Source organism: Streptomyces sp. NPDC059649 (assembly GCF_042734445.1).
Lineage (GTDB): Bacteria > Actinomycetota > Actinomycetes > Streptomycetales > Streptomycetaceae > Streptomyces.
Genome location: NZ_JBHWDV010000021.1, coordinates 1 through 25,203, shown reverse-complemented (window position 1 = coordinate 25,203; position 25,203 = coordinate 1). Strand labels below are relative to the sequence as shown.

At 70.0% G+C, this 25,203-nt stretch carries 22 protein-coding genes; 4 read left to right on the top strand and 18 right to left on the bottom strand.

All coding sequences use genetic code 11. From position 1 onward, the window contains the following. Positions 1-365: 365 nt before the first annotated feature. Positions 366-749 carry a hypothetical protein gene (locus tag ACFV1J_RS21660; protein ID WP_385860540.1) on the bottom strand — a complete coding sequence of 128 codons (384 nt, stop codon included), beginning with the start codon at positions 747-749 and terminating at the stop codon, positions 366-368. Then, the gene (locus ACFV1J_RS21655) at positions 746-1,354 is read right to left on the bottom strand and encodes a MarR family winged helix-turn-helix transcriptional regulator (RefSeq protein ID WP_385860539.1); all 609 of its coding nucleotides are present in this window, start codon (positions 1,352-1,354) and stop codon (positions 746-748) included. The genes ACFV1J_RS21660 and ACFV1J_RS21655 overlap by 4 nt, the downstream gene beginning before the upstream one ends. A 244-nt stretch (positions 1,355-1,598) precedes the next feature. On the opposite strand from ACFV1J_RS21655, the gene ACFV1J_RS21650 reads away from it, so the two are divergent. Next, on the top strand, positions 1,599-2,084 hold the full coding sequence (locus ACFV1J_RS21650; protein ID WP_385860538.1) for a hypothetical protein: 486 nt from the start codon (positions 1,599-1,601) through the stop codon (positions 2,082-2,084). A gap of 169 nt (positions 2,085-2,253) precedes the next feature. Here ACFV1J_RS21650 and nuoN read toward each other — a convergent pair whose 3' ends face one another. The 14 genes from nuoN to ACFV1J_RS21580 are packed head-to-tail and all read right to left on the bottom strand — an operon-like array spanning position 2,254 to position 18,644. Continuing rightward, the gene (nuoN, locus tag ACFV1J_RS21645; RefSeq protein WP_385860537.1) at positions 2,254-3,945 is read right to left on the bottom strand and encodes an NADH-quinone oxidoreductase subunit NuoN; all 1,692 of its coding nucleotides are present in this window, start codon (positions 3,943-3,945) and stop codon (positions 2,254-2,256) included. Further along, positions 3,942-5,600, bottom strand: a complete 1,659-nt coding sequence (locus ACFV1J_RS21640) for an NADH-quinone oxidoreductase subunit M (RefSeq protein WP_385860536.1) — start codon at positions 5,598-5,600, stop codon at positions 3,942-3,944. Before ACFV1J_RS21640 ends, nuoN begins: the two co-directional genes overlap by 4 nt. A 3-nt stretch (positions 5,601-5,603) precedes the next feature. Further along, positions 5,604-7,550, bottom strand: coding sequence for an NADH-quinone oxidoreductase subunit L (nuoL, locus tag ACFV1J_RS21635; protein WP_385860535.1), 1,947 nt, complete (start codon positions 7,548-7,550; stop codon positions 5,604-5,606). Between the two features lie 13 nt (positions 7,551-7,563). Further along, positions 7,564-7,863, bottom strand: a complete 300-nt coding sequence (gene nuoK, locus ACFV1J_RS21630; RefSeq protein ID WP_030283548.1) for an NADH-quinone oxidoreductase subunit NuoK — start codon at positions 7,861-7,863, stop codon at positions 7,564-7,566. Further along, on the bottom strand, positions 7,860-8,723 hold the full coding sequence (locus tag ACFV1J_RS21625) for an NADH-quinone oxidoreductase subunit J (protein WP_385860532.1): 864 nt from the start codon (positions 8,721-8,723) through the stop codon (positions 7,860-7,862). The genes nuoK and ACFV1J_RS21625 overlap by 4 nt, the downstream gene beginning before the upstream one ends. Then, the gene (gene nuoI / locus ACFV1J_RS21620) at positions 8,720-9,337 is read right to left on the bottom strand and encodes an NADH-quinone oxidoreductase subunit NuoI (protein WP_385860530.1); all 618 of its coding nucleotides are present in this window, start codon (positions 9,335-9,337) and stop codon (positions 8,720-8,722) included. The genes ACFV1J_RS21625 and nuoI overlap by 4 nt, the downstream gene beginning before the upstream one ends. After that, positions 9,330-10,718, bottom strand: a complete 1,389-nt coding sequence (nuoH, locus tag ACFV1J_RS21615; protein WP_385860528.1) for an NADH-quinone oxidoreductase subunit NuoH — start codon at positions 10,716-10,718, stop codon at positions 9,330-9,332. Before nuoH ends, nuoI begins: the two co-directional genes overlap by 8 nt. After that, on the bottom strand, positions 10,715-13,219 hold the full coding sequence (locus tag ACFV1J_RS21610; protein ID WP_385860526.1) for an NADH-quinone oxidoreductase subunit G: 2,505 nt from the start codon (positions 13,217-13,219) through the stop codon (positions 10,715-10,717). The genes nuoH and ACFV1J_RS21610 overlap by 4 nt, the downstream gene beginning before the upstream one ends. Next, positions 13,216-14,598 (bottom strand): NADH-quinone oxidoreductase subunit NuoF, encoded by a 1,383-nt coding sequence (gene nuoF, locus ACFV1J_RS21605; protein WP_385860524.1) that lies wholly within the window; start codon positions 14,596-14,598, stop codon positions 13,216-13,218. Before nuoF ends, ACFV1J_RS21610 begins: the two co-directional genes overlap by 4 nt. After that, entirely contained in the window at positions 14,598-15,575 is a 978-nt protein-coding gene (gene nuoE, locus ACFV1J_RS21600; RefSeq protein ID WP_385860522.1) for an NADH-quinone oxidoreductase subunit NuoE, read from the bottom strand. The genes nuoF and nuoE overlap by 1 nt, the downstream gene beginning before the upstream one ends. Beyond that, the gene (locus ACFV1J_RS21595) at positions 15,572-16,948 is read right to left on the bottom strand and encodes an NADH-quinone oxidoreductase subunit D (RefSeq protein ID WP_385860520.1); all 1,377 of its coding nucleotides are present in this window, start codon (positions 16,946-16,948) and stop codon (positions 15,572-15,574) included. Before ACFV1J_RS21595 ends, nuoE begins: the two co-directional genes overlap by 4 nt. Further along, on the bottom strand, positions 16,948-17,724 hold the full coding sequence (locus tag ACFV1J_RS21590) for an NADH-quinone oxidoreductase subunit C (RefSeq protein WP_385860518.1): 777 nt from the start codon (positions 17,722-17,724) through the stop codon (positions 16,948-16,950). The genes ACFV1J_RS21595 and ACFV1J_RS21590 overlap by 1 nt, the downstream gene beginning before the upstream one ends. Beyond that, entirely contained in the window at positions 17,721-18,275 is a 555-nt protein-coding gene (locus tag ACFV1J_RS21585) for an NADH-quinone oxidoreductase subunit B family protein (protein WP_030416193.1), read from the bottom strand. Before ACFV1J_RS21585 ends, ACFV1J_RS21590 begins: the two co-directional genes overlap by 4 nt. A gap of 9 nt (positions 18,276-18,284) precedes the next feature. After that, the gene (locus ACFV1J_RS21580) at positions 18,285-18,644 is read right to left on the bottom strand and encodes an NADH-quinone oxidoreductase subunit A (RefSeq protein ID WP_006604811.1); all 360 of its coding nucleotides are present in this window, start codon (positions 18,642-18,644) and stop codon (positions 18,285-18,287) included. A gap of 769 nt (positions 18,645-19,413) precedes the next feature. Between ACFV1J_RS21580 and ACFV1J_RS21575 the strand changes: the two genes are divergently transcribed. Both ACFV1J_RS21575 and ACFV1J_RS21570 read left to right on the top strand, forming a co-directional pair. Then, a complete protein-coding gene (locus ACFV1J_RS21575; protein ID WP_385860514.1) occupies positions 19,414-20,208 on the top strand; it encodes a C40 family peptidase in 795 nt (264 codons plus the stop codon). A 320-nt stretch (positions 20,209-20,528) separates the two neighbouring features. Beyond that, positions 20,529-21,494, top strand: coding sequence for an ATP nucleotide 3'-pyrophosphokinase (locus ACFV1J_RS21570; protein ID WP_385860512.1), 966 nt, complete (start codon positions 20,529-20,531; stop codon positions 21,492-21,494). A 204-nt stretch (positions 21,495-21,698) separates the two neighbouring features. On the opposite strand, the gene ACFV1J_RS21565 is transcribed toward ACFV1J_RS21570, so the two are convergent. Together ACFV1J_RS21565 and ACFV1J_RS21560 are read right to left on the bottom strand one after the other, a co-directional pair. Then, entirely contained in the window at positions 21,699-22,514 is an 816-nt protein-coding gene (locus tag ACFV1J_RS21565) for an alpha/beta fold hydrolase (protein ID WP_385860510.1), read from the bottom strand. A 197-nt stretch (positions 22,515-22,711) separates the two neighbouring features. Further along, positions 22,712-23,167, bottom strand: a complete 456-nt coding sequence (locus ACFV1J_RS21560; protein WP_385860508.1) for a carboxymuconolactone decarboxylase family protein — start codon at positions 23,165-23,167, stop codon at positions 22,712-22,714. A 244-nt stretch (positions 23,168-23,411) separates the two neighbouring features. Between ACFV1J_RS21560 and ACFV1J_RS21555 the strand changes: the two genes are divergently transcribed. Beyond that, positions 23,412-25,142: a recombinase family protein gene (locus ACFV1J_RS21555; protein WP_385860506.1), complete on the top strand. Its 1,731-nt coding sequence runs from the start codon at positions 23,412-23,414 to the stop codon at positions 25,140-25,142. Positions 25,143-25,203 lie beyond the last annotated feature (61 nt).

Genomic DNA, 25,203 nt, shown 5'->3' with positions numbered 1-25,203 from the left:
ACGACGCCCCCCGCGGGGGGCGCCGCCGGGGGGGGGGGGGGGGGGGGGGCGCGCGGGCCCGCGCGCGGGGGGGGGCCGGGGGCAGCCCCCGGGAGGCCGAAGCCCGCTTCGCCCCTCCCCCCGGCCCCCACCCGTGCAGCCCGCCCCCGTACCCTCGCCCCCTCCCCGCTCCCCCGCCCTTCGCCCTTCGCCCCCGACCCCACCCTCCGCCTCAGCCCCGCCCCCCGCCCTTGCGCCCCTTGATGCGGATCTCCGGAAATCCCCAAGGCCGCGGTCGCTCGCGTTCCCCACTTGGTTCCGTCCTCTACGAACCAGTCGATTGCGGCCGCCCAAAGCCGTTGTGGGGGTGCCCACCGTGTTCGGCGTCAGGACGAGGTGGCTGCCTGCATGACGGCATGCCAGGGAGTGGCATCGAAGTTCAGGCGGATGGTGTCGATCCGACCGTTGGTGAGGTGGAAGTGTTCTGCGGTGCGTCGGGTTCCGACGGCCGGGATCGAGGTGTGGACGTCGTAGACCAGGGTGGCTTCGGTCTCGCCGTACGGTTCGCTGACCAGGTCGACGCCGGTCACGATTCCCAGGAACGCGTCCAGGCCACTGAGGTGGTCGTGCGGGCTGTCGGAGGTCATCAGGGGGCTTTGGAAGCGGAAGGGCTCGGCGAGATGGCGAGCGGCGGCCGGGATGTCGCCGCGGAACCGGGCTTGGTGGTAGGCGCGCACGGTTGCGCATGTCGTGGTCGTGGCCGTTGTCATGCGGGGGTGACCCCTTCGGTGGCACTGAGGTGGGCGGCAATGCGCTGCTGGTTCTGCACGAGGCGTAGGCACAGGTGGCGGAGCTGGTGGAGTTCGGTGTCGGTGAATCCGTGGAACAGCGCCGCCATCGCGCGCTGCGTCGGTTCCCGGTATTGGTCCAACCACGCCAGGCCGGCGGGGGTGATGCGGGCGACGACGGATCGGCGATCGCCGGGGTCGGGATCGCGCCGGACAAGGCTTTCGCCTTCGAGTGTGTCGACCAGGCCGGTGGCATTGCGGGGTGTCATTCCCGCGGAGCGGGCGAGGTCGCCGAGATGCGCACCGGCCTCGCCAAGGGTGCGCAGCCGGATCAGGACGTCGACGGCTCCCGCGCTGAGGCCGCGGCCTTCCGAGCCCTGGGTTCGAAGCCGCTCGACGGACTTGTGCGCGGCACGCGCGGCGGCTGCCGCCTCCAAGCGGGCTATGTCGCCGCCTGCCGCGAACTCGGCCAGTGACGCGCGGACTTGTGGGTCGTAGAGCATCCCGTCCGCGTCGTGGGCGAGCTCCTCGGAATTAGTTACGTGCTTCATAATGAAGGCATACTGGATCTTGTTGAGTCCGGTCAAGGGAGGAGGCACCCGGAGCCGCACCCACCCACTGGCCCCGCGCTCCGGACGGGGGATTCATGGAGAGCGGATTCGGGGAGCGGCTGAGCGATGGGGGCACTTTCACGGAGCACCATCGCCGCCCAACGTCACAGCCCCACACCAACTGCGTACCGGCGTTGATGCAAGAGCGCCGACGGGGCGGACGGTGGGGCGGGGGCGCTGTTAGCCTCACGGTCCCTGACCCACAACGGAGGAGACGTACGTGCGCAAGGCAGCACAGATCGCCGGGGCGGCAGCCATCGCCGCGATGCTGCTCAGCGGTTGCGGAAGCAGCGGCGACAACGGCAGCGACAGCAAGCCGAGCAAGACGCCGGAGGCTCCGCCGTCGACTCCGGGAGGCGCGGACAAGCCCGCGAGCCCCAAGGCGGTCGAGGGTGCCTGGAAGGCCGGTACGGACAGCAGCCCGCTGATCCTGGTGGTCACCAAGGGCACGGTCGCGTTCAGCAACGGCCACAAGTCCGCGTGTCTGGGCAAGGTCCAGGAGATGGCCGGGATGACCATGGCCGTCCTCAAGTGCACCGACGGGGACACCACCCGCACCATGGGCACGCTCAAGACCGGTGCGGACGGCAAGAGCCTGACCGTCGACTGGAAGAACGGTCCCACCGAGAAGTACACCAAGACCAGCGACGGCAGCGTGAAGATCCCCGACATGCCCGAGCTGCCGAGCGGGATGCCCAAGAGCTGACCGCCCGCCCCGCGGGCCCGATCGCTGGACGGTCGGCCGGCCCCGCACGGCGAACGGCCGCCGTCCGGAACCCCCCGAGGGCTCCGGACGGCGGCCGTTGCCGCACGCACGCGGAAGCCTCCGCGGTGCCGGTCGACGGTCGGCCGGGCCGAGGCCGGCCTCCCGCCGGTCAGCGCACGAAGACTCCCGCGTGCCCGGCCAGGTCGAGGAAGTACTGCGGGGCCAGGCCCAGGACCAGGGTGGCGGTGACGCCGATGGCGATGGCCGTGGAGGTCAGCGGGCTGGGCACGGCCACGGTCGGGCCTTCGGCCTTCGGCTCGTTGAAGAACATCAGCACGATGACGCGGATGTAGAAGAACGCGGCGATGGCGGAGGAGATCACACCGACGACCACCAGCCAGCCCGCTCCGCTCTGCGCGGCCGCCTTGAAGACCGCGAACTTCCCGGCGAAACCGGAGGTCAGCGGGATACCGGCGAAGGCCAGCAGGAACACCGCGAAGACCGCGGCGACCAGCGGCGAACGCCGGCCGAGTCCGGCCCACTTGGACAGCTGGGTGGCCTCGCCGCCCGCGTCCCGCACCAGGGTGACGACGGCGAACGCGCCGAGCGTCACGAAGGAGTAGGCGCCCAGGTAGAACAGCACCGAGGAGACGCCGTCCTTACTGGTGGCGATGACACCGGCGAGGATGAACCCGGCGTGCGCGATGGAGGAGTACGCCAGCAGCCGCTTGATGTCGGTCTGGGTGATGGCGACGATCGCACCGCCCAGCATCGTGATGATCGCGACGCCCCACATCACCGGCCGCCAGTCCCAGCGCATGCCCGGCAGGACGACGTACAGCACCCGCAGCAGCGCACCGAACGCGGCGACCTTGGTGGCGGCCGCCATGAAGCCGGTGACGGGGGTGGGCGCGCCCTGGTAGACGTCCGGGGTCCACATGTGGAACGGGACCGCGCCGACCTTGAACAGCAGGCCCATCAGCACCAGCGCGCCGCCGATCAGCAGCAGTGCGTCGTTGCTCATCGTGCCGGCCAGGGCGGGGTCGATCTGTTTGGCGCCGTCCGAGACCACCTCGGCGATCCCGGCGTACGTCACCGTGCCCGCGTAGCCGTACAGCAGGGCGACGCCGAACAGGAGGAACGCGGAGGAAAACGCGCCGAGCAGGAAGTACTTGAGCGCGGACTCCTGCGACAGCAGCCGCTGGCGGCGGGCCAGTGCGCAGAGGATGTACAGCGGGAGGGAGAAGACCTCCAGCGCGACGAAGAGCGTCAGCAGGTCGTTGGCCGCCGGGAAGATCAGCATGCCGCCGACCGCGAAGAGCAGGATCGGGAAGACCTCGGTGGTGGTGAACCCGGCCTTGACGGCGGCCTGTTCGGCCTCGCCGCCGGGGACGGCCGCGGGCTGGGCGGCGAAGGAGTCCACGTGCCCCGAAGCTCTCCACTTCGTTCGAGCAGGGGATTCCCCACTCCCGTGCGCCGCCGGTTCGAGGCGGCGCTCGGCGAAGGTGAAGACGGCGATCAGGGAGACCAGCAGGATCGTGCCCTGGAGGAACAGCGCGGGGCCGTCGACGGCGAGGGCGCCCATCGCGGCGACATGGGCCTTGGACGAGCCGAATCCGGCGGCCGCCAGGCCGATCACCGCGGCGAACGCGGCGGCCAGCGCCACCAGGGACAGCAGCAGCTGGGAGTAGTAGCGGCCGCGGCGCGGGACGAAGGCCTCGATCACGATGCCGAGCACCGCGGCGCCGAGGACGATCAGGGTGGGCGAGAGCTGGGCGTACTCGATGTGCGGCCCCGGGATCTTGCCCGGTGCTCCGGCCGCCGCTGTCCACAGGCTGTGGACACTTGCCACGGAACTCACTTCGCGGCCTCCACATCTTGATCACTCGCGGCGTGACCGGTCCGGCCGCTGCCGGGCACGGCGTTCACCGGCACAGTGGGCTTGGGGTCCTTCTTGTCCACGACGGACAGGGTGTGCTCGACCGCCGGATTGACGAGGTCGGTGAGCGGTTTCGGGTACACGCCGAGGAACAGCAGCAGCGCGATCAGCGGCGCGACCACCACCAGTTCCCGGACCCGCAGGTCGGGCATGGCGCTGACCTCGCTCTTCACCGGTCCGGTCATCGTCCGCTGGTAGAGGACGAGGACGTAGAGCGCGGCGAGGACGATGCCGAGGGTGGCGATGACGCCGATGACCGGATAGCGGCTGAACGTGCCGACCAGGACGAGGAATTCACTGACGAACGGGGCCAGGCCGGGCAGGGAGAGGGTGGCCAGACCGCCGATCAGGAACGTGCCGGCGAGGACGGGGGCGACCTTCTGGACGCCGCCGAAGTCGGCGATGAGCCGGGAGCCGCGGCGGCTGATGAGGAAGCCGGCGACCAGCATCAGGGCGGCGGTCGAGATGCCGTGGTTGACCATGTAGAGCGTGGCGCCGCCCTGGCCCTGGGACGTCATGGCGAAGATGCCCAGGATGATGAAGCCGAAGTGGGAGATCGAGGCGTAGGCGATCAGCCGCTTGATGTCCCGCTGGGCGACCGCGAGCAGGGCGCCGTAGACGATGCTGATCAGGGCGAGGACCAGGATGACGGGGGTGGCCCAGCTGCTGGCCTCCGGGAAGAGCTGGAGGCAGAAGCGGAGCATGGCGAAGGTGCCGACCTTGTCGACCACTGCGGTGATCAGGACGGCGACGGGGGCGGTCGCTTCGCCCATGGCGCCGGGCAGCCAGGTGTGCAGCGGCCAGAGCGGGGCCTTGACGGCGAAGGCGAAGAAGAAGCCGAGGAACAGCAGGCGTTCGGTGGTGGTGCCGAGGTTCAGCCGGCCGGCCGCGTGGGCCTCGACGATCTGCGTCAGGGAGAAGGTGCCGGTGCCGAGCTGGTCGGCGGTGACGGCGTACAGCCCGATGACCGCGGCCAGCATGATCAGTCCGCCGGCGAGGTTGTAGAGCAGGAATTTCACCGCGGCCTGCGACCTGCGGCCCGCGGAGCGTTCCTCGCCGTCGGCGCCGGCGCGGTCCCCGAAGCCTCCGATGAGGAAGTACATCGGGATCAGCATGGCTTCGAAGAAGATGTAGAAGAGGAAGACGTCGGTGGCCTCGAAGGAGATCACCACCATCGCCTCGACGGCGAGGATCAGGGCGAAGAAGCCCTGGGTGGGCCGCCAACGCCGGTTGGGCGTGGCCTCCTCCAGAGGGTCGGCGTCGTGCCAGCCGGCCAGGATGACGAACGGGATCAGCAGGGCGGTCAGCGCGATCAGGGCGACCGCGATGCCGTCGACGCCGAGTTCGTAGCGGACCCCGAAGTCGCTGATCCAGGCGTGCGATTCGGTGAGCTGGAAGGGGCCCTTGGCGCCGGGGTCGAAGCGGAACGCGACGACCATGGCCAGCGCGAAGGTGAGCAGGGAGAAGAGCAGCGCGAGCCATTTGGCCGCGGTGCGCTTGGCGGCGGGCAGCGCGGCGGTGGCGATCGCGCCGATCGCCGGTACCACGGCCGTCGCCGTCAGCAGGGGAAACGACATGGCTCAGACACCCCTCATCAGCAGGGTCGCGGCGACGAGTACGGCGGCCCCGCCCAGCATCTGGACCGCGTAGGAGCGGACGAAGCCGCTCTGCAACTGGCGCAGCAGGCTGGAGAGTCCGCCCATGGAGGCGGCCGTGCCGTTGACCGCGCCGTCCACCAGATTGCGGTCGAGCATCACGAGGGTGGTGGTCAGGTGGCCGCCGCCGCGGACGAAGACGATGTCGTTGAAGTCGTCCTGGAGGAGGTCGCGGCGGGCGGCACGGGTGAGCAGCGAGCCGCGCGGGGCGAGCGACGGGACCGGCCGGCGGCCGTACATCAGCCAGGCGACACCGACGCCGAGGAGGAGGACGGCGATGGTGGCGGCGGTGACGGTCGTGGCGCTGACCGGGGAGTGGCCGTGCGCGAAGGACGTGACGGGCTCCAGCCACTTCACGAACGCTTCGTTGAGGCTGAACAGGCCGCCGGCGAAGACCGATCCGAAGGCCAGCACGATCATGGGGAGGGTCATGACCTTGGGCGACTCGTGCGGCTGCGGCGGGGTGTACTCGCCCCTGGTCTCGGCGGCGGGCTCGGCCGAGGGCTGGTCCGGTGAGGGGGTGGGGGCGTTGCGCCAGCGCTCCTCGCCGAAGAACGTCATCAGCATCACCCGGGTCATGTAGAACGCGGTGATCGCGGCGCCCAGGAGGGCCGCGCCACCGAGGATCCAGCCCTCGGTGCCGCCCTTGGCGAACGCCGCCTCGATGATCTTGTCCTTGGAGAAGAAGCCGGACAGGCCGGGGAAGCCGATGATCGCGAGGTAGCCGAGGCCGAAGGTGAGGAAGGTGACCGGCATGTACTTGCGCAGGCCGCCGTAACGGCGCATGTCCACCTCGTCGTTCATGCCGTGCATCACCGAGCCGGCGCCGAGGAAGAGGCCCGCCTTGAAGAAGCCGTGGGTGACCAGGTGCATGATCGCGAAGGCGTAGCCGATCGGGCCGAGGCCGGCGGCCAGGATCATGTAGCCGATCTGCGACATCGTCGAGCCGGCCAGGGCCTTCTTGATGTCGTCCTTGGCGCAACCGACGATCGCACCGAAGAGGAGGGTGACCGCACCGACCGCGACGACCGCGGTCTGGGCGTCCGGTGCGGCATTGAAGATCGCCCCGGAGCGGGTGATCAGGTACACGCCGGCGGTGACCATCGTGGCGGCGTGGATCAGGGCCGAGACCGGGGTGGGGCCCTCCATGGCGTCCCCGAGCCAGGACTGCAGCGGCACCTGGGCCGACTTGCCGCAGGCGGCCAGCAGCAGCATCAGCCCGATGGCGGTGAGCTTGCCCTCGGAGGTGGCGCCGGTGGACGCGAGCACCGGGCCGAACGCGAACGTCCCGAACGTCGTGAACATCAGCATGATCGCGATGGACAGGCCCATGTCGCCGACGCGGTTGACGAGGAACGCCTTCTTGGCGGCGGTCGCCGCGCTGGGCTTGTGCTGCCAGAAGCCGATCAGCAGGTACGAGGCGAGGCCGACGCCCTCCCAACCGACGTACAGCAGCAGGTAGTTGTCGGCGAGGACCAGCAGCAGCATCGCCGCGAGGAAGAGGTTGAGGTAGCCGAAGAAGCGGCGGCGCCGTTCGTCGTGCTCCATATAGCCGATCGAGTAGATGTGGATCAGTGAGCCGACGCCGGTGATCAGCAGGACGAAGGTCATGGACAGCTGGTCGAGCTGGAAGGCGACGTCGGCCCGGAAGCCGCCGACCGGGATCCAGCTGAACAGGTACTGGTGCAGCGTCCGGTGGTCGGCGCTCCTGCCGAGCAGGTCGGCGAAGAGCGCCACCCCGACGGCGAACGAGGCCACCGCGAAGAGCGTGCCGATCCAGTGGCCGGTGCGGTCGAGCCGTTTTCCGCCGCACAGCAGCAGGGCCGCACCGACCAGCGGTGCCGCGACGAGCAGCGCGATCAAGTTCTCCACTTTGGGCGACCCCTTACAGCTTCATCAGGCTGGCGTCGTCGACCGAGGCCGTATGACGGGTGCGGAAGATCGTCACGATGATCGCCAGGCCGACCACGACCTCGGCCGCGGCGACGACCATCGTGAAGAAGGCGATGATCTGGCCGTCCAGATTCCCGTGCAGGCGGGAGAAGGTGACGAAGGCGAGGTTGCAGGCGTTGAGCATCAGCTCGATGCACATGAACACCACGATGGCGTTCCGCCTGATCAGCACCCCGGCGGCGCCGATGGTGAACAGCAGGGCGGCGAGATAGAGGTAGTAGACGGGGTTCATTTCTTGGCGCCCTCCTTGTGCTCCTTCGGCGACGCGCCACCGGACGGCGGGGCTTCGGGCTCCTCGCCGGAGCCGCGGCCCAGCCAGTCCTCGGAGCGCCGTTCCAGCGCCTTCAGGTCGGCGAGCGACTCGCGGGAGACGTCCCGGATCTGGCCGCGGGCGCGCAGCGTCGGATTGACGGTCAGCTCGGACGGGGTGCCGTCGGGCAGCAGGCCGGGGATGTCCACGGCGTTGTGCCGGGCGTAGACGCCGGGGGCGGGCAGCGGCGGCACCTGCTTGCCCTCGCGGACGCGGGCCTCGGACTGCTCACGCTGGGTCCTGGCGCGCTCGGTGCGCTCCCGGTGGGTGAGCACCATCGCGCCGACGGCCGCGGTGATCAGCAGGGCGCCGGTGATCTCGAAGGCGAAGACGTACTTGGTGAAGATGAGCGCGGCCAGGCCCTGGACGTTGCCGCCGGCGTTGGCCTCGCCCAGGCCGTTGAACTCCTTCAGCGAGGCGTTGCCGATACCGGCGATCAGCAGGATGCCGAAGCCCAGGCCCAGTCCGGCGGCGAGCCAGCGCTGGCCCTTGAGCGTCTCCTTGAGGGAGTCCGCCGCGGTGACGCCGACCAGCATGACGACGAACAGGAACAGCATCATGATCGCGCCGGTGTAGACGACGATCTGCACGACGCCGAGGAAGTACGCGCCGTTGGCGAGGTAGAAGACCGCCAGCACGATCATGGTGCCGGCCAGCGACAGGGCGCTGTGCACGGCCCGCTTCATCAGGATCGTGCCGAGGGCGCCGACGACGGCGACGGTGCCCAGGAGCCAGAACTGCACGGCCTCGCCGGTGGAGGCCGCGGCGGCGAGGGAGGTCATCGCTCGGTCACCTCCCGCGCGGCGGGCTCCTGCGGGCCGGTCGTGGCGGCGGCCTCCTGGGGCTGCTCCCCCTTGGACACCGCGACCTGACGGACCGTCCCGGGGGCGGCCTCGGTCACCAGGCCGTTGTAGTAGTCCTTCTCCGTCATGCCGGGGTAGATCGCATGCGGCGTGTCGACCATCGTGTCCTCCAGGCCGGCGAGCAGCTCCTCCTTGGTGTAGATGAGCGAGGTGCGGGACCGGTCGGCGAGTTCGTACTCATTGGTCATGGTCAGTGCGCGGGTGGGGCAGGCCTCCACGCACAGGCCGCACAGGATGCAGCGCAGGTAGTTGATCTGGTAGACGCGGCCATAGCGCTCGCCGGGGGAGTAGCGCTCCTCGTCGGTGTTGTCCGCGCCCTCGACGTAGATCGCGTCCGCCGGACAGGCCCAGGCGCACAGCTCGCAGCCGATGCACTTCTCCAGCCCGTCGGGATGGCGGTTGAGCTGATGGCGGCCGTGGAAACGCGGCGCCGTCGGCTTCTTCTCCTCCGGGTACTGCTCGGTCAGCCGCTTCTTGAACATGGCCTTGAAGGTCACGCCGAAGCCGGCCACGGGGTTCTGGAACTCAGGCACCGTCGCCCCCCTTTCCGTCGGTTTCGTTTCCGTCACTGAAAGTGTCCACCCGACCACTGACAATCAACTCACGGTCATGGCGCGGGCGTCGGCGCGGCACCGGCGGCAGGCTCTGCCCGGGCAGCGGTGGCACCGGGAATCCACCGGCCATCGGGTCGAACGCGCCCTCGCCGTCCGGCTCCTCCTCCGCCCCACCGCGCCGGAAGAAGTCCACGAGCAGCGAGATCAGCAGCAGCGCGACCGCGCCGCCGGCGACGTAGAGCACGATCTGGGAGAAGTTGTAGCCCTCGTTCTTCAGCGCCCGGACACTGGCGACGAGCATCAGCCAGACCAGCGAGACCGGGATGAGGACCTTCCAGCCCAGCTTCATCAACTGGTCGTAGCGCACCCGGGGGAGCGTGCCGCGCAGCCAGATGAAGAAGAACAGCAGCAGCTGCACCTTGATCGTGAACCACAGCATCGGCCACCAGCCGTGGTTCGCGCCCTCCCAGAACGACGAGATCGGGTACGGGGCCCGCCACCCGCCGAGGAAGAGGGTGGTCGCGACCGCCGAGACCGTCACCATGTTCACGTACTCGGCGAGCATGAACATCGCGAACTTGATGGACGAGTACTCGGTGTTGAAGCCGCCGACCAGGTCGCCCTCGGACTCCGGCATGTCGAACGGCGCCCGGTTGGTCTCCCCCACCATCGTCGCGATGTAGATGAGGAACGACACCGGCAGCAGCAGGATGTACCACCTGTTCTGCTGCGACTCCACGATGGTCGACGTCGACATCGACCCGGAGTACAGGAAGACCGAGGCGAACGCGGCGCCCATCGCGATCTCGTACGAGATCATCTGCGCGCACGAGCGGAGACCGCCGAGCAGCGGGTACGTCGAGCCGGAGGACCAGCCCGCCAGCACGATGCCGTAGATGCCGACCGAGGCCGTGGCCAGGATGTAGAGGATGCCGATCGGCAGGTCGGTCAGCTGCATCGGGGTGCGGTGACCGAAGATCGAGATCTCGTTGTCGGCCGGGCCGAACGGCACCACCGCGATCGCCATGAACGCCGGGATGGCCGCCACGATCGGCGCGAGGACGTAGACGGCCTTGTCGGCCCGCCGGACGACCAGGTCCTCCTTCAGCATCAGCTTGATGCCGTCGGCGAGCGACTGGAGCATGCCCCAGGGGCCGTGCCGGTTGGGGCCGATGCGCAACTGCATCCAGGCGACGACCTTGCGCTCCCACACGATGGAGAACAGCACCGTCAGCATCAGGAACGCGAAGCAGAAGACCGCCTTGATGACGACCAGCCACCACGGGTCGCGGCCGAACATCGACAGGTCCTCCTGGGCCAGCGCGGTCTGCGCGGCGGCCAGTTGACCGAGCTGCATCATGCGTCCACCTCCTTGGCCGGCTCCGGCGTGCCCGGGGCGGCGGAGATCCTCACCAGTTCGCCGGGGCGCGCACCGGTGTCGGCGGCGACGCCCCCGCCCGTGGAGTTGAGCGGCAGCCACACCACCCGGTCGGGCATCGGCGTGACCTGCAGCGGCAGCCGCACCGAGCCGGCCGGCCCGCCGACCGCCAGCAGGTCACCGTCCTTGACGCCGGTCTCGGCGGCGGTGGTCGCCGACAGCCGGGCGACGGCGGCGTGCCGGGTGCCGGCCAGCGCCTCGTCGCCTTCCTGGAGGACGCCCAGGTCCAGCAGCAGCCGGTGCCCGGCGAGCACCGCCTCACCGGCACCGGGCCGGGGCAGCGGCCGCCCGGTCTCCAGCGGGTCGCCCGCGTACGGGCCGTCCCAGGTACCCAGCCGGGTCAGCTCACGGCGTACGGAGGCGACGTCCGGCAGCGCCAGGTGGACGTCGAGGGCGTCGGCGAGCATGTGCAGCACCCGGGAGTCCGGCAGCAGATGGCGGCGGGTCATCTGGTCGGGCTTGAGCGCGGCCTCGAACAACCGGGCTCGGCCCTCCCAGTTGAGGAACGTGCCGGCCTTCTCCACCACGGCCGCCACCGGAAGGACCACATCGGCCCGCTCGGTGACCTCCGAGGGCCGCAGCTCCAGGCTGACCAGGAAACCGACCTCGTCCAGGGCGGTCAGCGCCCGGGCCGGGTCCGGCAGATCGGCGACCTCGACGCCGGCCACCAGCAGCGCGCTCAGCTCACCGGTCGCCGCGGCCTCGATGATCTGGCCGGTGTCCCGGCCGTGCCGGTGCGGCAGCGCGGCCACGCCCCAGGCGGCGGCGACCTCGTCGCGGGCCCGCGGGTCGGTGGCCGGCCGGCCGCCGGGCAGCAGACCGGGCAGCGCGCCCGCCTCCACCGCCCCGCGTTCGCCCGCCCGCCGCGGAATCCACACCAGCTGCGCGCCGGTCGCGGTGGCGGCGCGCAGCGCGGCGGTCAGCGCGCCCGGCACCGCCGCCAGCCGCTCACCGACGACGATCACCGCGCCGTCCGCCCGCAGCGCCTCCGCCGCGGCGTGCCCCTCGCCCGACAGGCCGACGCCGCCGGCCAGCGCGTCCAGCCACTCCGTCTCGGTGCCGGGCGCGGCCGGCAGCAGCGTGCCGCCGGCCTTGATCAGCCCGCGGGAGGCGTAGGCGGCGAGCCCGAAGGTGCGCTGTCCGTACTTGCGGTGGGCCTTGCGCAGCCGCAGGAAGACGCCGGGGGCCTCCTCCTCCGCCTCGATGCCCGCCAACAGCACGGCCGGCGCCTTCTCCAGGGCGGTGTACGTGACCCCGCCGCCCCCCAGGTCGCGGCCGCGGCCGGCGACCCGGGCCGCCAGGAAGTCCGCCTCCTCGGCGCTGTGCACCCGCGCCCGGAAGTCGATGTCGTTGGTGTGCAGCGCGATCCGGGCGAACTTGGCGTACGCGTATGCGTCCTCGACGGTCAGCCGGCCGCCGGTCAGCACACCGGTACGGCCCTTGGCGGCGGCCAGCCCGCGGGCCGCCGCCTGAAGGGCGACCGGCCAGCTCGCCGGCTCCAGTTCCCCGGACTCCGCATCGCGCACCAACGGGTGCTCCAGCCGGTCACGCTGCTGCGCGTACCGGAAGGCGAAGCGCCCCTTGTCGCAGAGCCACTCCTCGTTGACCTCCGGGTCGTTGGCGGCCAGCCGCCGCATGACCTTGCCGCGCCGGTGGTCGGTACGCGTCGCGCAGCCGCCCGCGCAGTGCTCGCACACCGACGGCGACGACACCAGGTCGAACGGGCGGGAACGGAAGCGGTAGGCGGCCGAGGTGAGCGCGCCGACCGGACAGATCTGGATGGTGTTGCCGGAGAAGTACGACACGAAGGGGTCGCCCTCGCCGGTGCCGACCTGCTGGAGCGCGCCCCGTTCGACCAGCTCGATCATCGGGTCGCCGGCGATCTGGTTGCTGAAGCGGGTGCAGCGCGCGCACAGCACGCAGCGTTCGCGGTCCAGCAGCACCTGGGTGGAGATCGGCACCGGCTTGGCGAACGTGCGCTTCTTCCCCTCGAAGCGCGTGTCCGGGTCGCCGACCTGCATCGCCTGGTTCTGCAGCGGGCACTCGCCGCCCTTGTCGCAGACCGGGCAGTCCAGCGGGTGGTTGATCAGCAGCAGCTCCATCACGCCGCGCTGCGCCTTCTCGGCCACCGGGGACGTCAGCTGTGACTTGACGACCATGCCGTCGGTGCAGGTGATCGTGCAGGACGCCATCGGCTTGCGCTGGCCCTCGACCTCGACGATGCACTGCCGGCAGGCGCCCGCGGGGTCCAGCAGCGGGTGGTCGCAGAAGCGCGGGATCTCGATGCCGAGGAGTTCGGCGGCGCGGATGACCAGCGTCCCCTTGGGGACGGAGATCTCGATGCCGTCGATCGTCAGGGTGACGAGGTCCTCCGGGGGGACCGCGGCGGAGCCGCTGCTCGACCCCGTAGTGGTGACGGTCATGCGTTCACCCCCAGGTGAGCGTCGTTGTCGGCCCACAGGGTCGACTTGGCGGGGTCGAAGGGGCAGCCCTTGCCGGTGATGTGCTGCTCGTACTCCTCGCGGAAGTACTTGAGCGAGGAGAAGATCGGTGAGGCGGCGCCGTCGCCGAGCGCGCAGAACGACTTGCCGTTGATGTTGTCGGCGATGTCGGCGATCTTGTCGAGGTCGGCCATCCGGGCCGTGCCCGCCTCGATGTCGCGCAGCAACTGCACCAGCCAGTACGTCCCTTCACGGCAGGGCGTGCACTTGCCGCAGGACTCGTGCGCGTAGAACTCGGTCCAGCGGGTGACCGCCCGCACGACGCAGGTGGTCTCGTCGAAGCACTGCAGCGCCTTGGTGCCGAGCATCGAGCCGGCCGCGCCGACGCCCTCGTAGTCGAGGGGCACGTCGAGGTGCTCGTCGGTGAACATCGGCGTGGAGGAGCCGCCGGGCGTCCAGAACTTCAGCCGGTGGCCGCGGCGCATCCCGCCGCTCATGTCGAGCAGCTGGCGCAGCGTGATGCCCAACGGGGCTTCGTACTGGCCGGGGTTGGCGACATGGCCGCTGAGCGAGTACAGCGTGAAGCCCGGGGACTTCTCGCTGCCCATCGACCTGAACCAGTCCTTTCCTTTGGCGAGGATGGCGGGAACCGACGCGATGGATTCGACGTTGTTGACGACAGTGGGGCAGGCGTAGAGGCCGGCCACCGCCGGGAAGGGAGGACGCAGCCGGGGCTGTCCGCGACGGCCCTCCAGGGAATCCAGCAGCGCGGTTTCCTCACCGCAGATGTACGCGCCGGCGCCCGCGTGCACGATCACGTCCAGGTCGAGCCCCGACCCCAGGATGTTCTTTCCGAGGAAGCCCGCCGCGTAGGCCTCGCGTACGGCTTCGTGCAGCCGGCGCAGGACGGGTACGACCTCACCGCGCAGATAGATGAAGGCGTGGTGCGCGCGGATCGCGTGACAGGCGATCACGATCCCTTCGATGAGGGAGTGCGGGTTCGCGAAGAGGAGGGGGATGTCCTTGCAGGTCCCCGGCTCCGATTCGTCGGCGTTGACCACGAGATAGTGCGGTTTGCCGTCGCCCTGCGGAATGAACTGCCATTTCATTCCGGTGGGGAAGCCCGCGCCGCCGCGGCCGCGCAGACCGGAGTCCTTGACGTAGGCGATGACGTCGTCGGGGGACATCGCGAGCGCCTTGCGCAGGCCCTCGTAGCCCTCGTGCCGGCGGTAGGTCTCCAGCGTCCAGGACTCGGGCTGGTCCCAGAAGGCGGACAGGACGGGCACGAGGAGCTTCTCGGGGCTGGCCTCTCCCCCGGCCGGCGGCCGGGACGAGCCTCCGTATTCGGCTGCCACGGTCATCACTCCCCCTCCTTAGCGGTGGGCCCGGCCGCATCGTTGCCGCGGGGCGGAGCCCCTTCGTCCGGGGCGGTCGTGGGAGACGGGTGGGCTTCGTCGGAGGCCGAGGTCTCCTGCGGGGCGTCGTGGGAGCTGGGGTGCCCCGCGGGCGCCTGCTCGCCGGGGTGGCCGGCGGGAGGTTCACCGGCGGTGCCCTCCTCGGGCCGGCCGGCCTCGCCGGTACGGGGCGACACGACGTGGTCCACGCCGGTGCCGCGGCCGGGCGCGTCCTCCCCCTTGGCCAGGCGGAGCCCGATCAGCGAGGCGGGCCCGGCGCCTCCGGTGGCGGCGGTGGCGCCCGGCCGCTCGTCGGGGAAGCCGGCGAGGATCCGGGCGGTCTCCTTGAACGTGCACAGCGGCGCACCGCGGGTGGGCCGGGCGGGCCGGCCGGCCCGCAGGTCGTCGACGAGCTGCCGGGCGGACTCCGGTGTCTGGTTGTCGAAGAACTCCCAGTTGACCATCACGACCGGCGCGAAGTCGCAGGCGGCGTTGCACTCGATGTGTTCGAGGGTGACGGCACCGTCCTCGGTGGTCTCGCCGTTGCCGACGCCGAGGTGCTCCTGGAGCTCCTCGAAGATGGCGTCGCCGCCCATCACCGCGCACAGCGTGTTGGTGCAGACCCCGACCTGGTAGTCGCCGCCGGCCTTGCGCCGGTACATGGAGTAGAAGGTCGCCACGGCCGTGACCTCGGCGGTGGTGAGGTCCAACAGCTCGGCGCAGAAACGGATGCCGGTGCGGGTGACGTACCCGTCCTCGGCCTGGACGAGGTGCAGCAGCGGCAGCAGCGCCGAGCGCGGGCCGGGGTAGCGGGCGATCACCTCCTTGGCGTCCGCCTCCAGCCGGGCCCGGACGTCGGCCGGGTAGTCGGGGGCGGGGAGCGCGGGCATCCCCAGACTGGTGGGGCTTGCGGGGGCTCCCTGCGGAGAAGACGCAGTGGTCACCGGTCGACGCCTCCCATCACGGGGTCGATGGACGCGACGGCGACGATGACGTCGGCGACCTGGCCGCCCTCGCACATCGCCGCCATGGCCTGCAGGTTGGTGAAGGACGGGTCGCGGAAGTGCACCCGGTAGGGGCGGGTGCCGCCGTCGCTGACCGTGTGCACGCCCAGCTCGCCCTTGGGTGACTCGACGGCCGCGTAGGCCTGCCCGGGCGGGACCCGGAAGCCCTCGGTCACCAGCTTGAAGTGGTGGATCAGGGCCTCCATCGAGGTGCCCATGATCTTCTTGATGTGGTCGAGGGAGTTGCCCAGGCCGTCCGGGCCGAGCGCCAGCTGCGCGGGCCAGGCGATCTTCTTGTCCGCGACCATCACCGGCCCGGGTTCGAGCCGGTCCAGGCACTGCTCGATGATCCGCAGCGACTGCCGCATCTCCTCCAGCCGGATCAGGAACCGCCCGTAGGCGTCGCAGCTGTCGGCGGTCGGGATGTCGAACTCGTAGTCCTCGTAACCGCAGTACGGCTGCGCCTTGCGCAGGTCGTGCGGCAGGCCCGCGGAGCGCACGATCGGCCCGGTGGCGCCGGTGGCCATGCAGCCGGCCAGGTCGAGGTAGCCGATGCCCTCCATGCGGCCCTTGAAGACCGGGTTGCCGGTGGCGAGCTTGTCGTACTCGGGGAGGTTCTTGCGCATCTTCTTGACGAAGGCGCGCACCTGGTCGACGGCGCCCGGGGGCAGGTCCTGGGCCAGGCCGCCGGGCCGGATGTAGGCGTGGTTCATCCGCAGGCCGGTGATCAGCTCGTAGATGTCGAGGATCAGCTCGCGGTCCCGGAAGCCGTAGATCATGATCGTGGTGGCGCCCAGCTCCATGCCTCCGGTGGCGATGCACACCAGGTGGGAGGAGAGCCGGTTGAGTTCCATCAGCAGCACGCGGACGACCGAGGCCCGGTCGGGGATGTCGTCGGTGATGCCGAGCAGCTTCTCCACGGCCAGGCAGTAGGCCGTCTCGTTGAAGAAGGGGGTGAGGTAATCCATCCTCGTGACGAAGGTGGTGCCCTGGGTCCAGGTCCGGTATTCGAGGTTCTTCTCGATGCCGGTGTGGAGGTAGCCGATGCCGCAGCGGGCCTCGGTGACGGTCTCCCCGTCGATCTCCAGGATCAGCCGGAGCACGCCGTGCGTGGACGGGTGCTGCGGCCCCATGTTGACGATGATCCGCTCGTCGTCGGACCTCGCCGCGGACGCCGCGATCTCGTCCCAGTCGCCGCCGGTGACGTTGTAGACGGTGCCCTCGGTGGTCTGCCGGGCGAGCGACTCGGTCGTGTCGAAGTCGCTGGACGTGCGGTGGCCGTTCGGGGAGTGGGAGTGCGGTGCAGTAGTCATCAGCTGTACGACCTCCGCTGGTCGGGAGCCGGGATCTGGGCGCCCTTGTACTCGACGGGGATGCCGCCGAGCGGGTAGTCCTTGCGCTGCGGGAAGCCCTGCCAGTCGTCCGGCATCATGATCCGGGTCAGCGCGGGATGGCCGTCGAAGACCAGGCCGAAGAAGTCGTAGGTCTCGCGCTCGTGCCAGTCGTTGGTCGGGTAGACCGCGACGAGCGAGGGGATGTGCGGGTCCGCGTCCGGCGCGGAGACCTCCAGCCGGATCAGCCGGTTGTGGGTGATCGAGCGCAGGTGGTAGACGGCGTGCAGCTCGCGGCCCTTGTCGCCGGGGAAGTGCACGCCGCTGACGCCGGTACACAGCTCGAAGCGGAGCGCCGGGTCGTCGCGCAGGGTCCGGGCGACCGTGGGCAGGTACTCCCGCTCGATGTGGAAGGTCAGCTCACCGCGGTCGACGACGGTCTTCTCGATGACGTTCTCGGGGACCAGACCCTGTTCATCGAGGGCGCCTTCCAGTTCGTCGGCGATCTCGTCGAAGTCGCCGTACCCGCCCTCGGCGCCGGGCCCGCCGTACGGCCGGGGGGTCGCGCCGGGCAGCCGGACGGTCCGGACCAGGCCGCCGTAGCCGGTGGTGTCGCCGCCGTTGTCGGCGCCGAACATTCCGCGGCGGGTGGCGATCACCTCGCCGGTGTCGTCGCGCTGCGCCGGGACGGCCTCGTCCTGGGCGTTGTCGCCGTGCGGCTCGTCGTCCGGACGCTCGGGGTTCTTCTGCTCACTCACCGCAGCAGCCCCTTCATCTCGATCAGCGGGAGCGCCTTGAGCGCGGCTTCCTCGGCCTCGCGGGCGGCCTGCTGCTGGTTGACCCCGAGCTTGGTGTGCTGGATCTTGTCGTGGAGCTTGAGGATGGCGTCCATCAGCATTTCGGGGCGCGGCGGGCAGCCCGGGAGATAGATGTCGACGGGCACGATGTGGTCGACGCCCTGCACGATCGCGTAGTTGTTGAACATGCCGCCCGAGGAGGCGCAAACCCCCATGGAGATCACCCACTTCGGGTTCGGCATCTGGTCGTAGACCTGCCGCAGCACGGGGGCCATCTTCTGGCTGACCCGGCCGGCCACGATCATCAGGTCGGCCTGCCGCGGGGAGCCGCGGAAGACCTCCATGCCGAAGCGGGCCAGGTCGTAGCGGCCGGCGCCGGTCGTCATCATCTCGATGGCGCAGCAGGCCAGACCGAAGGTCGCCGGGAAGACCGATGACTTGCGCACCCAGCCGGCGGCCTGTTCGACGGTGGTCAGCAGAAAGCCGCTGGGCAGCTTCTCTTCAAGTCCCATGGGTGGCCCCTAGTCCCATTCCAGGCCGCCGCGACGCCACACGTAGGCGTAGGCGACGAAGACGGTGAGCGCGAAGAGGAGCATCTCGACGAGCCCGAACAGTCCCAGGGCGTCGAAGGTGACGGCCCAGGGATAGAGGAAGACGATCTCGATGTCGAAGACGATGAAGAGCATCGCCGTCAGGTAGTACTTGATCGGGAAGCGGCCGCCACCGGACGGATGTGGCGTCGGCTCGATCCCGCATTCGTACGCCTCGAGCTTGGCCCGGTTGTAGCGCCTGGGCCCGACGAGCGTGGCCATGACGACGGAGAAGATCGCAAAGCCTGCCCCGAGGGCTCCTAGTACGAGGATGGGCGCGTAAGCGTTCACCGTCCTCGCTCCCTTCAGTCGACGATGACTGGATGGCGGTCCGCCCGGGCCCGCTCGCCGCCCCTCGGAGATCGTGCACATGTGAGGCAGTTCACAAGCCCGAACCGCCTGCATCTTATGCCTGCTGGTCTGTGATCTGCGACACGGGGGTGAACAACGTCTTTGTGATCTTCACCACCCGGCGAAGGATCATGAAGCCGGATGAGCGGTGATCTTCATACGTGAAGCGCGCGAGTGATCACCAGAGGTGACATTCACACGGGTTACCGCTGGTCAGCGCGGTTTGGCCAATATCAAGTGGTGCCCGCCCAGGGCAAATTGGCACTGGACTCCCTCAACTGATATAGGCGGCCTGCCCCGTGGCGGCGCCCCGCTCGCGATCCGCGCGCGACCCGTTCCCGAGCCCACCGTGATCGCCGGCGCGTGCCCGCGTTCACGAACTCCGGCCGCGGTCGGGTCACGGGGACATAACGGCGCGGATCACGGGAACATAACGGACACTCAAGAGTGACCTATCCCACGCTATTTCGTGCACTAAGTCCTTGACGCCCGGGAAGCCTTGGCGTGGCGCATGGGGAAGTGGTAGGCCCGCCCCGAACCCCTACGGACCCTCAAATGCCGTGCGTAGGAACATGATCGCGGAATCCGGACATCACGCCGGCGGAACTGCGGGCGGCGAAAAGTCCCTTATGTTCGTCGCGTACACGACAAGTGTGGCGGACTGCACTCTTCTTGGCAGCAACCAGCGGCTCCTGATAGCCGTTGGGCCATGTCCCCGAACGCACACATACCCAGCCACCGGAAGCCCCGCCGCCCTTCCGCGTCCTCCCGGGCGCTGCGCGCGGGTGTGACCGGTGGCTTCCTCACCCTCGCGGTGACCGGCGCGACCGTGCCGGCCAACGCCGCGGAAAAGCCCGTCTCCGAAACGCAGGAGCTGCCGACGATCACGACGGCGCTGGCGACCAGCGCCGCCAAGAGCGCCGACACCGCCGAGCAGGTCGCGTTCAACTACGAGCGCCAGGCGCTCCAGGACAGTGCCTTCTCCAGGGCCGCCAAGGCAGCGGAGAAGCACAAGGCCGAGGCCGTGAAGAAGGCCAAGGCGGAGGCGAAGAAGAAGGCCGAGGCGGCCCGCAAGGCCAAGGAGGCCGCCCAGGCCCGGGCCTCGCGCTCCGCCGAGCGGACCACCCTGTCGGCGACCTCCCACGCCACCGGCTCCACCGCCACCCTCGTCTCCTTCCTCAAGGCGCAGCTGGGCAAGGCGTACGTCCTGGGAGCCAGCGGCCCCTCCTCGTACGACTGCTCCGGCCTGACCCAGGCCGCCTTCAGCCAGATCGGCATCGACCTGCCGCGCGTGTCGCAGGACCAGTCGACCCGGGGCACCCAGGTCGGCCTCGACAACCTCCAGGTCGGCGACATCCTCTACTGGGGCAGCGCCGGCAGCGCGTACCACGTGGCCGTCTACGTCGGTGACGGCAAGTTCATCGGCGCCCAGAACCCGAGCACCGGCATCGTCGAGCGCCCGCTCAGCTACGACATGCCGACCGGCGCGGTGCGCGTCCTGTAGGACCCCGGCCGGCTCATCGGTTCCGGCAGGACGCCGGGACCAGCACGCACGAGGACCGCCTCTCCTTCGGGAGGGGCGGTCTTCTGCGTTTCCCCGGAGGGGTGGCAGTTGTCCCGAATTCGGGTCGGTCGTCTGGTTGGCGCCGTCACCGATGAGCGGATCGCGCCGTCACCGATGGGCGGTCCGCGCCGTCACCCAAGGCGGACCGTGCCCACCCCGAAGGGCCGTGCCCGCCGTCACCCAAGGGCCGCGCCCGCCGTTGCATCTCTCGCCATGTCCGTACCCCGCACCCGGGCACGAGAGAGGGATTCCGCGCACCGATGACCATGCGCCTGAGCACCCGTACGACGACCCATACGACGCCCCGTACGACCACCCGCCCGACCACCGGCACGACGCCCCCGCGTACCACCCGCCACCCCGGCCACCGACTCGCCGGCCGGGCCGCCACCGCCGCCGCCCTCGCCACCGCCCTCGGCCTGGGCGCCGTGCCCGCCGCCGCGACCGCCGCCGGCACGGACCACGGCGGCTGGCACCAGGACGGCCTGTCGCTGAACGCCGCCGACAACAAGAAGGTGGACGCCTTCGTGGCCCGCGCCCGCCGCGCCGAGCGCTCCATCAGCCCCCAGGTGCGCGCCGCCGCCAAGATCAGCCACGCCGAACTCGTCGGGTTCGACCACCGCCTGAAGTCACCGGACTCGCTGAAGCGGAAGGTCGCCACCGCGATGCGGGAAACCCCGGGACGGACCGTCGACGAGTCGCTCGGCAAGATCAACGACGCGGTCCGGTTCACGCTCCAGTGGCCCGACGCGAAGTACAGCCAGGGCGTCACCACCGCCTCCGCACTGCTGTCCGCCTGGGGCAACGACTCCACCCGCTGGTCCAACACCTGGCACCGCGCCACCGGCTACAAGGCGATCAACTCCGCCTGGCGCGCCCCCCGCTCCCACCAGCTCTTCGAGGTCCAGTTCCACACCCCGCAGAGCAAGGCCGCCCAACTGGAGACCCACAAGCTGTACGAGGAGCAGCGGCTGCCCAACACCCCGCCCGAGCGGGTCCGCGAGCTCCAGCAGAAGCAGGACGCGATCTTCGCGGCGGTGCCGGTCCCGCCCGGCGCGGAACGGCTGACCGCCCCGACCCGCCGGCTCTCCCCGGACCCGGCCCGCCGCCTGCCGGACCCGAACCGGAACCCTGAGCCGAACCGGAAATCTGAGCCGAGCCGGGACCCGAACGGCGAACCGAGCCCGAGCCAGAGCCCGAGCCTCGATCCGGTGAACTCGCACTGAATTGCCCCCACTCGGGGATGGCTCGGGGCTGATTCCGGGGATGGCTCGGGGCTGATTCCGGGGATGGCTCGGGGCTGATTCCGGGCTCATTCAGGGGCTCACTCAGGGGCTCAGGGATGTTCCGCTGACGGAACGAGCCGGCCGGGGCCCCGCGCCCCGGCCGGCTCGCGTACGCGGACCACCGCGTTGCCCGCGTCCCCCGCGTCACCCCTTCACAAAGGCCAGCACATCCGCGTTGAGCTGCTCGTGGTGGCTGGCGTAGATGCCGTGCCCGGCCGTCGGGTACTCCTCGTACACCGCCCCGGGGATCAGCCCGGCGGTCCGCCGGCCGGTGAGCTCCACCGGGGCCGACATGTCGGCCGCGCCGTGGACGACCAGCACCGGAACGTCGATCTCCGGCAGCGTGGCCCGCTGGTCGTTGAACAACGACTCCCGCTGCGCCTGGAGCGTCGCCCAGGGCGAGGCCGACAGGCACTGCGCCAGGGTGTGTTCCACCAGGGCCGGGGAGACGTCGTTGCCCAGGTGGGTGGCGAAGAACGCCTGCGCCTGACGGGTCAGCCACTTGGGCCGGTCCCGCCGCAGCTCCGCCATCGTCGCCGCCACCGCCGGCTCCGGCACGCCGTCCGGGTTGTCGTCGGTACGGGCCAGCAACGGCAGCATCGCCGCGATCAGCACCGCCCGGCGGACCCGCCCCGAGCCGTGCCGCGCCAGATAGCGGGTGATCTCCGCGCCGCCCAGGGAGTGCCCGATGAGGGTGACGTCCCGCAGGTCGAGGTGGTCGAGCAGCGCGGCCAGGTCGTCAGCGGTGGAGTCGATGTCGTACCCGCCGGAGGGCCGGTCCGAACGGCCGTGCCCGCGCCGGTCGAACGCCACACAACGGAAGCCGTTCTCCGCGAAGAACGGGAGCTGGTACTCCCACATCTCGGTGTTCAGCATCGAGCTCGCCACGAACACCAGCGTCTCGCCCGTGCCGTACTCCTCGTACCAGAGCTGCGTACCGTCGTGCGTCTCGAAGAACATGCCGCTTCCTCCCCGCTGTGAGCGGCCCTGCCGCCCGTTTCCTTGACGCCCACAAGCTTCGCGGCAGGCCCCCGACGGCTCAATTACCCGTGAGGTCATGTGGCCCCGAGGTCAGGTGGCCATCAGGTCAGGTGGCCATCAGGTCAGGGTGGGCGCGCCATGACCCCAGGGATGGCCACCACGGGAGTTCCCGGGTGTCACCAGCCCGCGCCGGCCGGCTGCCGGGTCGTGGCGTTGAGCCGGTTGAAGAGGTTGGTGATGCCGATCGTCAGGACGAGCGCGGCCAGCTGCTTCTCGTCGAAGTGGTCGGCGGCCGCGTCCCACACCGTGTCCGGCACCGGGTCCGAGCTGTCGGCGAGCCGGGTCGCCGACTCCACCAGGGCCAGCGCCGCCCGCTCCTCGTCCGAGAAGTACGGCGCCTCCCGCCAGGCCGCCACCGCGAACAGCTTGTCGTCGCTGATCCCCGCCTTACGGGCGCTCTTCACACCCCCGTCGACGCAGAAGCTGCACCCGTTGATCTGGCTGGCCCGCAGATGCACCAGCTCCAGCACCTCCTCGGACACCCCGCCCGCACGCGTCGCCTTGACCACGTCGAGAAGCGGCTGCATGGCCTCCGGAATGACCACCGCGGGGTTCTTCATACGTGCGTCCATCACTGCTCTCCTCAAGGGATCGGCGGAACAACCTTCGTCACCGCACTGACGGATCCCGCCCGGAGAATGTGACAGGAGAAGGCGACAGGGCGGCGCGGAAACAGTTTCCGGCCGCCCTGAGGCACCTCGCGATCGTGGTTGCCCTGAGGCACCTCGCGATCGCGGTCGCCGCCGCGCTACGACTTCGGCGCGACCTTGGTAATGCCGCGTTAGCAGGCATACTGAGGTTCGCAAGGGGGTTCGAGTGACGATAGGGACATTCGCAGGTCAGACAGGGGGACACAGAACGCTCGTCGGTCTGCGCGGTGGGCTCTACGCCCGGAAGAGCGCATACCGAGGGAAAGTCGCGAACAAGGGCCGTTCGGTCCGCGAGCAGCTCGACGCCGGCCAGGCGGACGCTGACCGCGACGGTGTCCGGATCATTGAGAGGTTCATCGACGACGACCGATCCGCCTCGACGTACCGCCAGAGAGAGCGCGAAGACTTCGAGCGGATGATCGAGTGGATCGAGGGCGGCAAGCTCGACATCGTGTACGCGTGGGCATCCACGCGCCTGCAACGAGACATCGCCGTATACGCCCGGCTGCGCGACGCCTGCGCCGCGAACGGTGTGCTCTGGTGCTACGGCGGAAAGGTCTACGACCTCAGCAACGCCGACGATCGATTCCGCACCGGTCTCGACGCGCTGCTCGGCGAGCGCGAGGTCGACGAGATGCGCAAGAACGTACTCCGGTCGTTGCGAGCGAACGCCGTGAACGGCCGACCGCACGGACAGCGCGCCTACGGGTACCGACGCGTCTATGACCCCCACACTCGGGAGCTGCTCCGTACGGAGTTGGAGCCGGACGAGGCGAAGATCGTTCGTGAGATCTGCCGATGCGTCGCAGCGGGCGAGGCGTACGCGGTGATTCGGCGAAAGCTCAACCTGCGAGGGGTCACGCCGCCTGCTCGCGAATGGCGGAAGGAACAGATCAGGCGCCTGGCGGAGTGGCACGAGGACCTGCCGGAAAACGCCGAGCTGCACCCTGATTGGGTGCGGCGCATCGCCGATCACGTCGACCTACGGGACGAGGCCCGTGAACGGTTGGCGGCCGGCGAGCAGCCGCTCGACATCGCTCGCGACTTCAACGACCGAGGCGAGCCCCTGCTGCTCGCAAGGTGGCACGCGGCCACGATCGTTGACTACGCCAGCGACCCCCGGTACTTGGGCGCGCGGACGCACCATGGGCAGGTGACCGCCGAGGACGCGTGGCCGCAGATCGTCTCGAAGGCCACGCATGTCCGGTGTCTGGCGATCATCGCCGAGCGGAAGGGGAAGAAGCACAATTCCCGCCCCGGCAAGGCCGTCAACTGGCTTTCCGGCTCCATGAAGTGTGACGTCTGCGGTGTGGAGGTTGGATCGGGGCGCAACAAGTACGGCCCTTACTACCGCTGCATGCAACCGGCCGTCGAGGGGCTGCACGAGGGCAAGGGTTACCACGTGTCCGGCAAGACGAGTGACGTCGACCCGTTCGTAGAGAAGAAGTTGTTCGAGTGGTTGTCGTCGCCGTCGTTCGTGGCCGCGTTCAACCGGGACGACGCCGAGGCCATGAAGCAGCTCGACGAGGCCGAGGCCGAGGTCAAGGTGCTCCGCGCTCGGCTCAAGGAATTCCAAGATCGCGCGATCGCCGGCACGCTGTCGGCCGACAGCCTCGCGGCGGTCGAGGCTGGACTGCTACCCAAGATCAAGGACGCTGAGACGAAGGCAAACGCCCTCAAGGCACCCTCCGTTGTCCGGGATCTCGTGGCGGCGACGCCCGACGAAGTGGCTGCGGCCTGGAGCCGCATCGCGATCGCTCAGCGCCGACTCGTCGCCGAGGCGCTGCTCGACGTCCGCCTCAAGAAGGGCGCCAAGGGCGGCACGGTACCGATCGAGCAACGGCTGTCGGTCCTGCCGAAGCGGCCCGCGCAGCGCGAGCTCGTCAAGGCCGCTTAGCGCGCAGACCAGCAGGGGGGGGCGGGGGGCGGGGCGGGGGGCCCCCCGGGGGTTTTGGTGA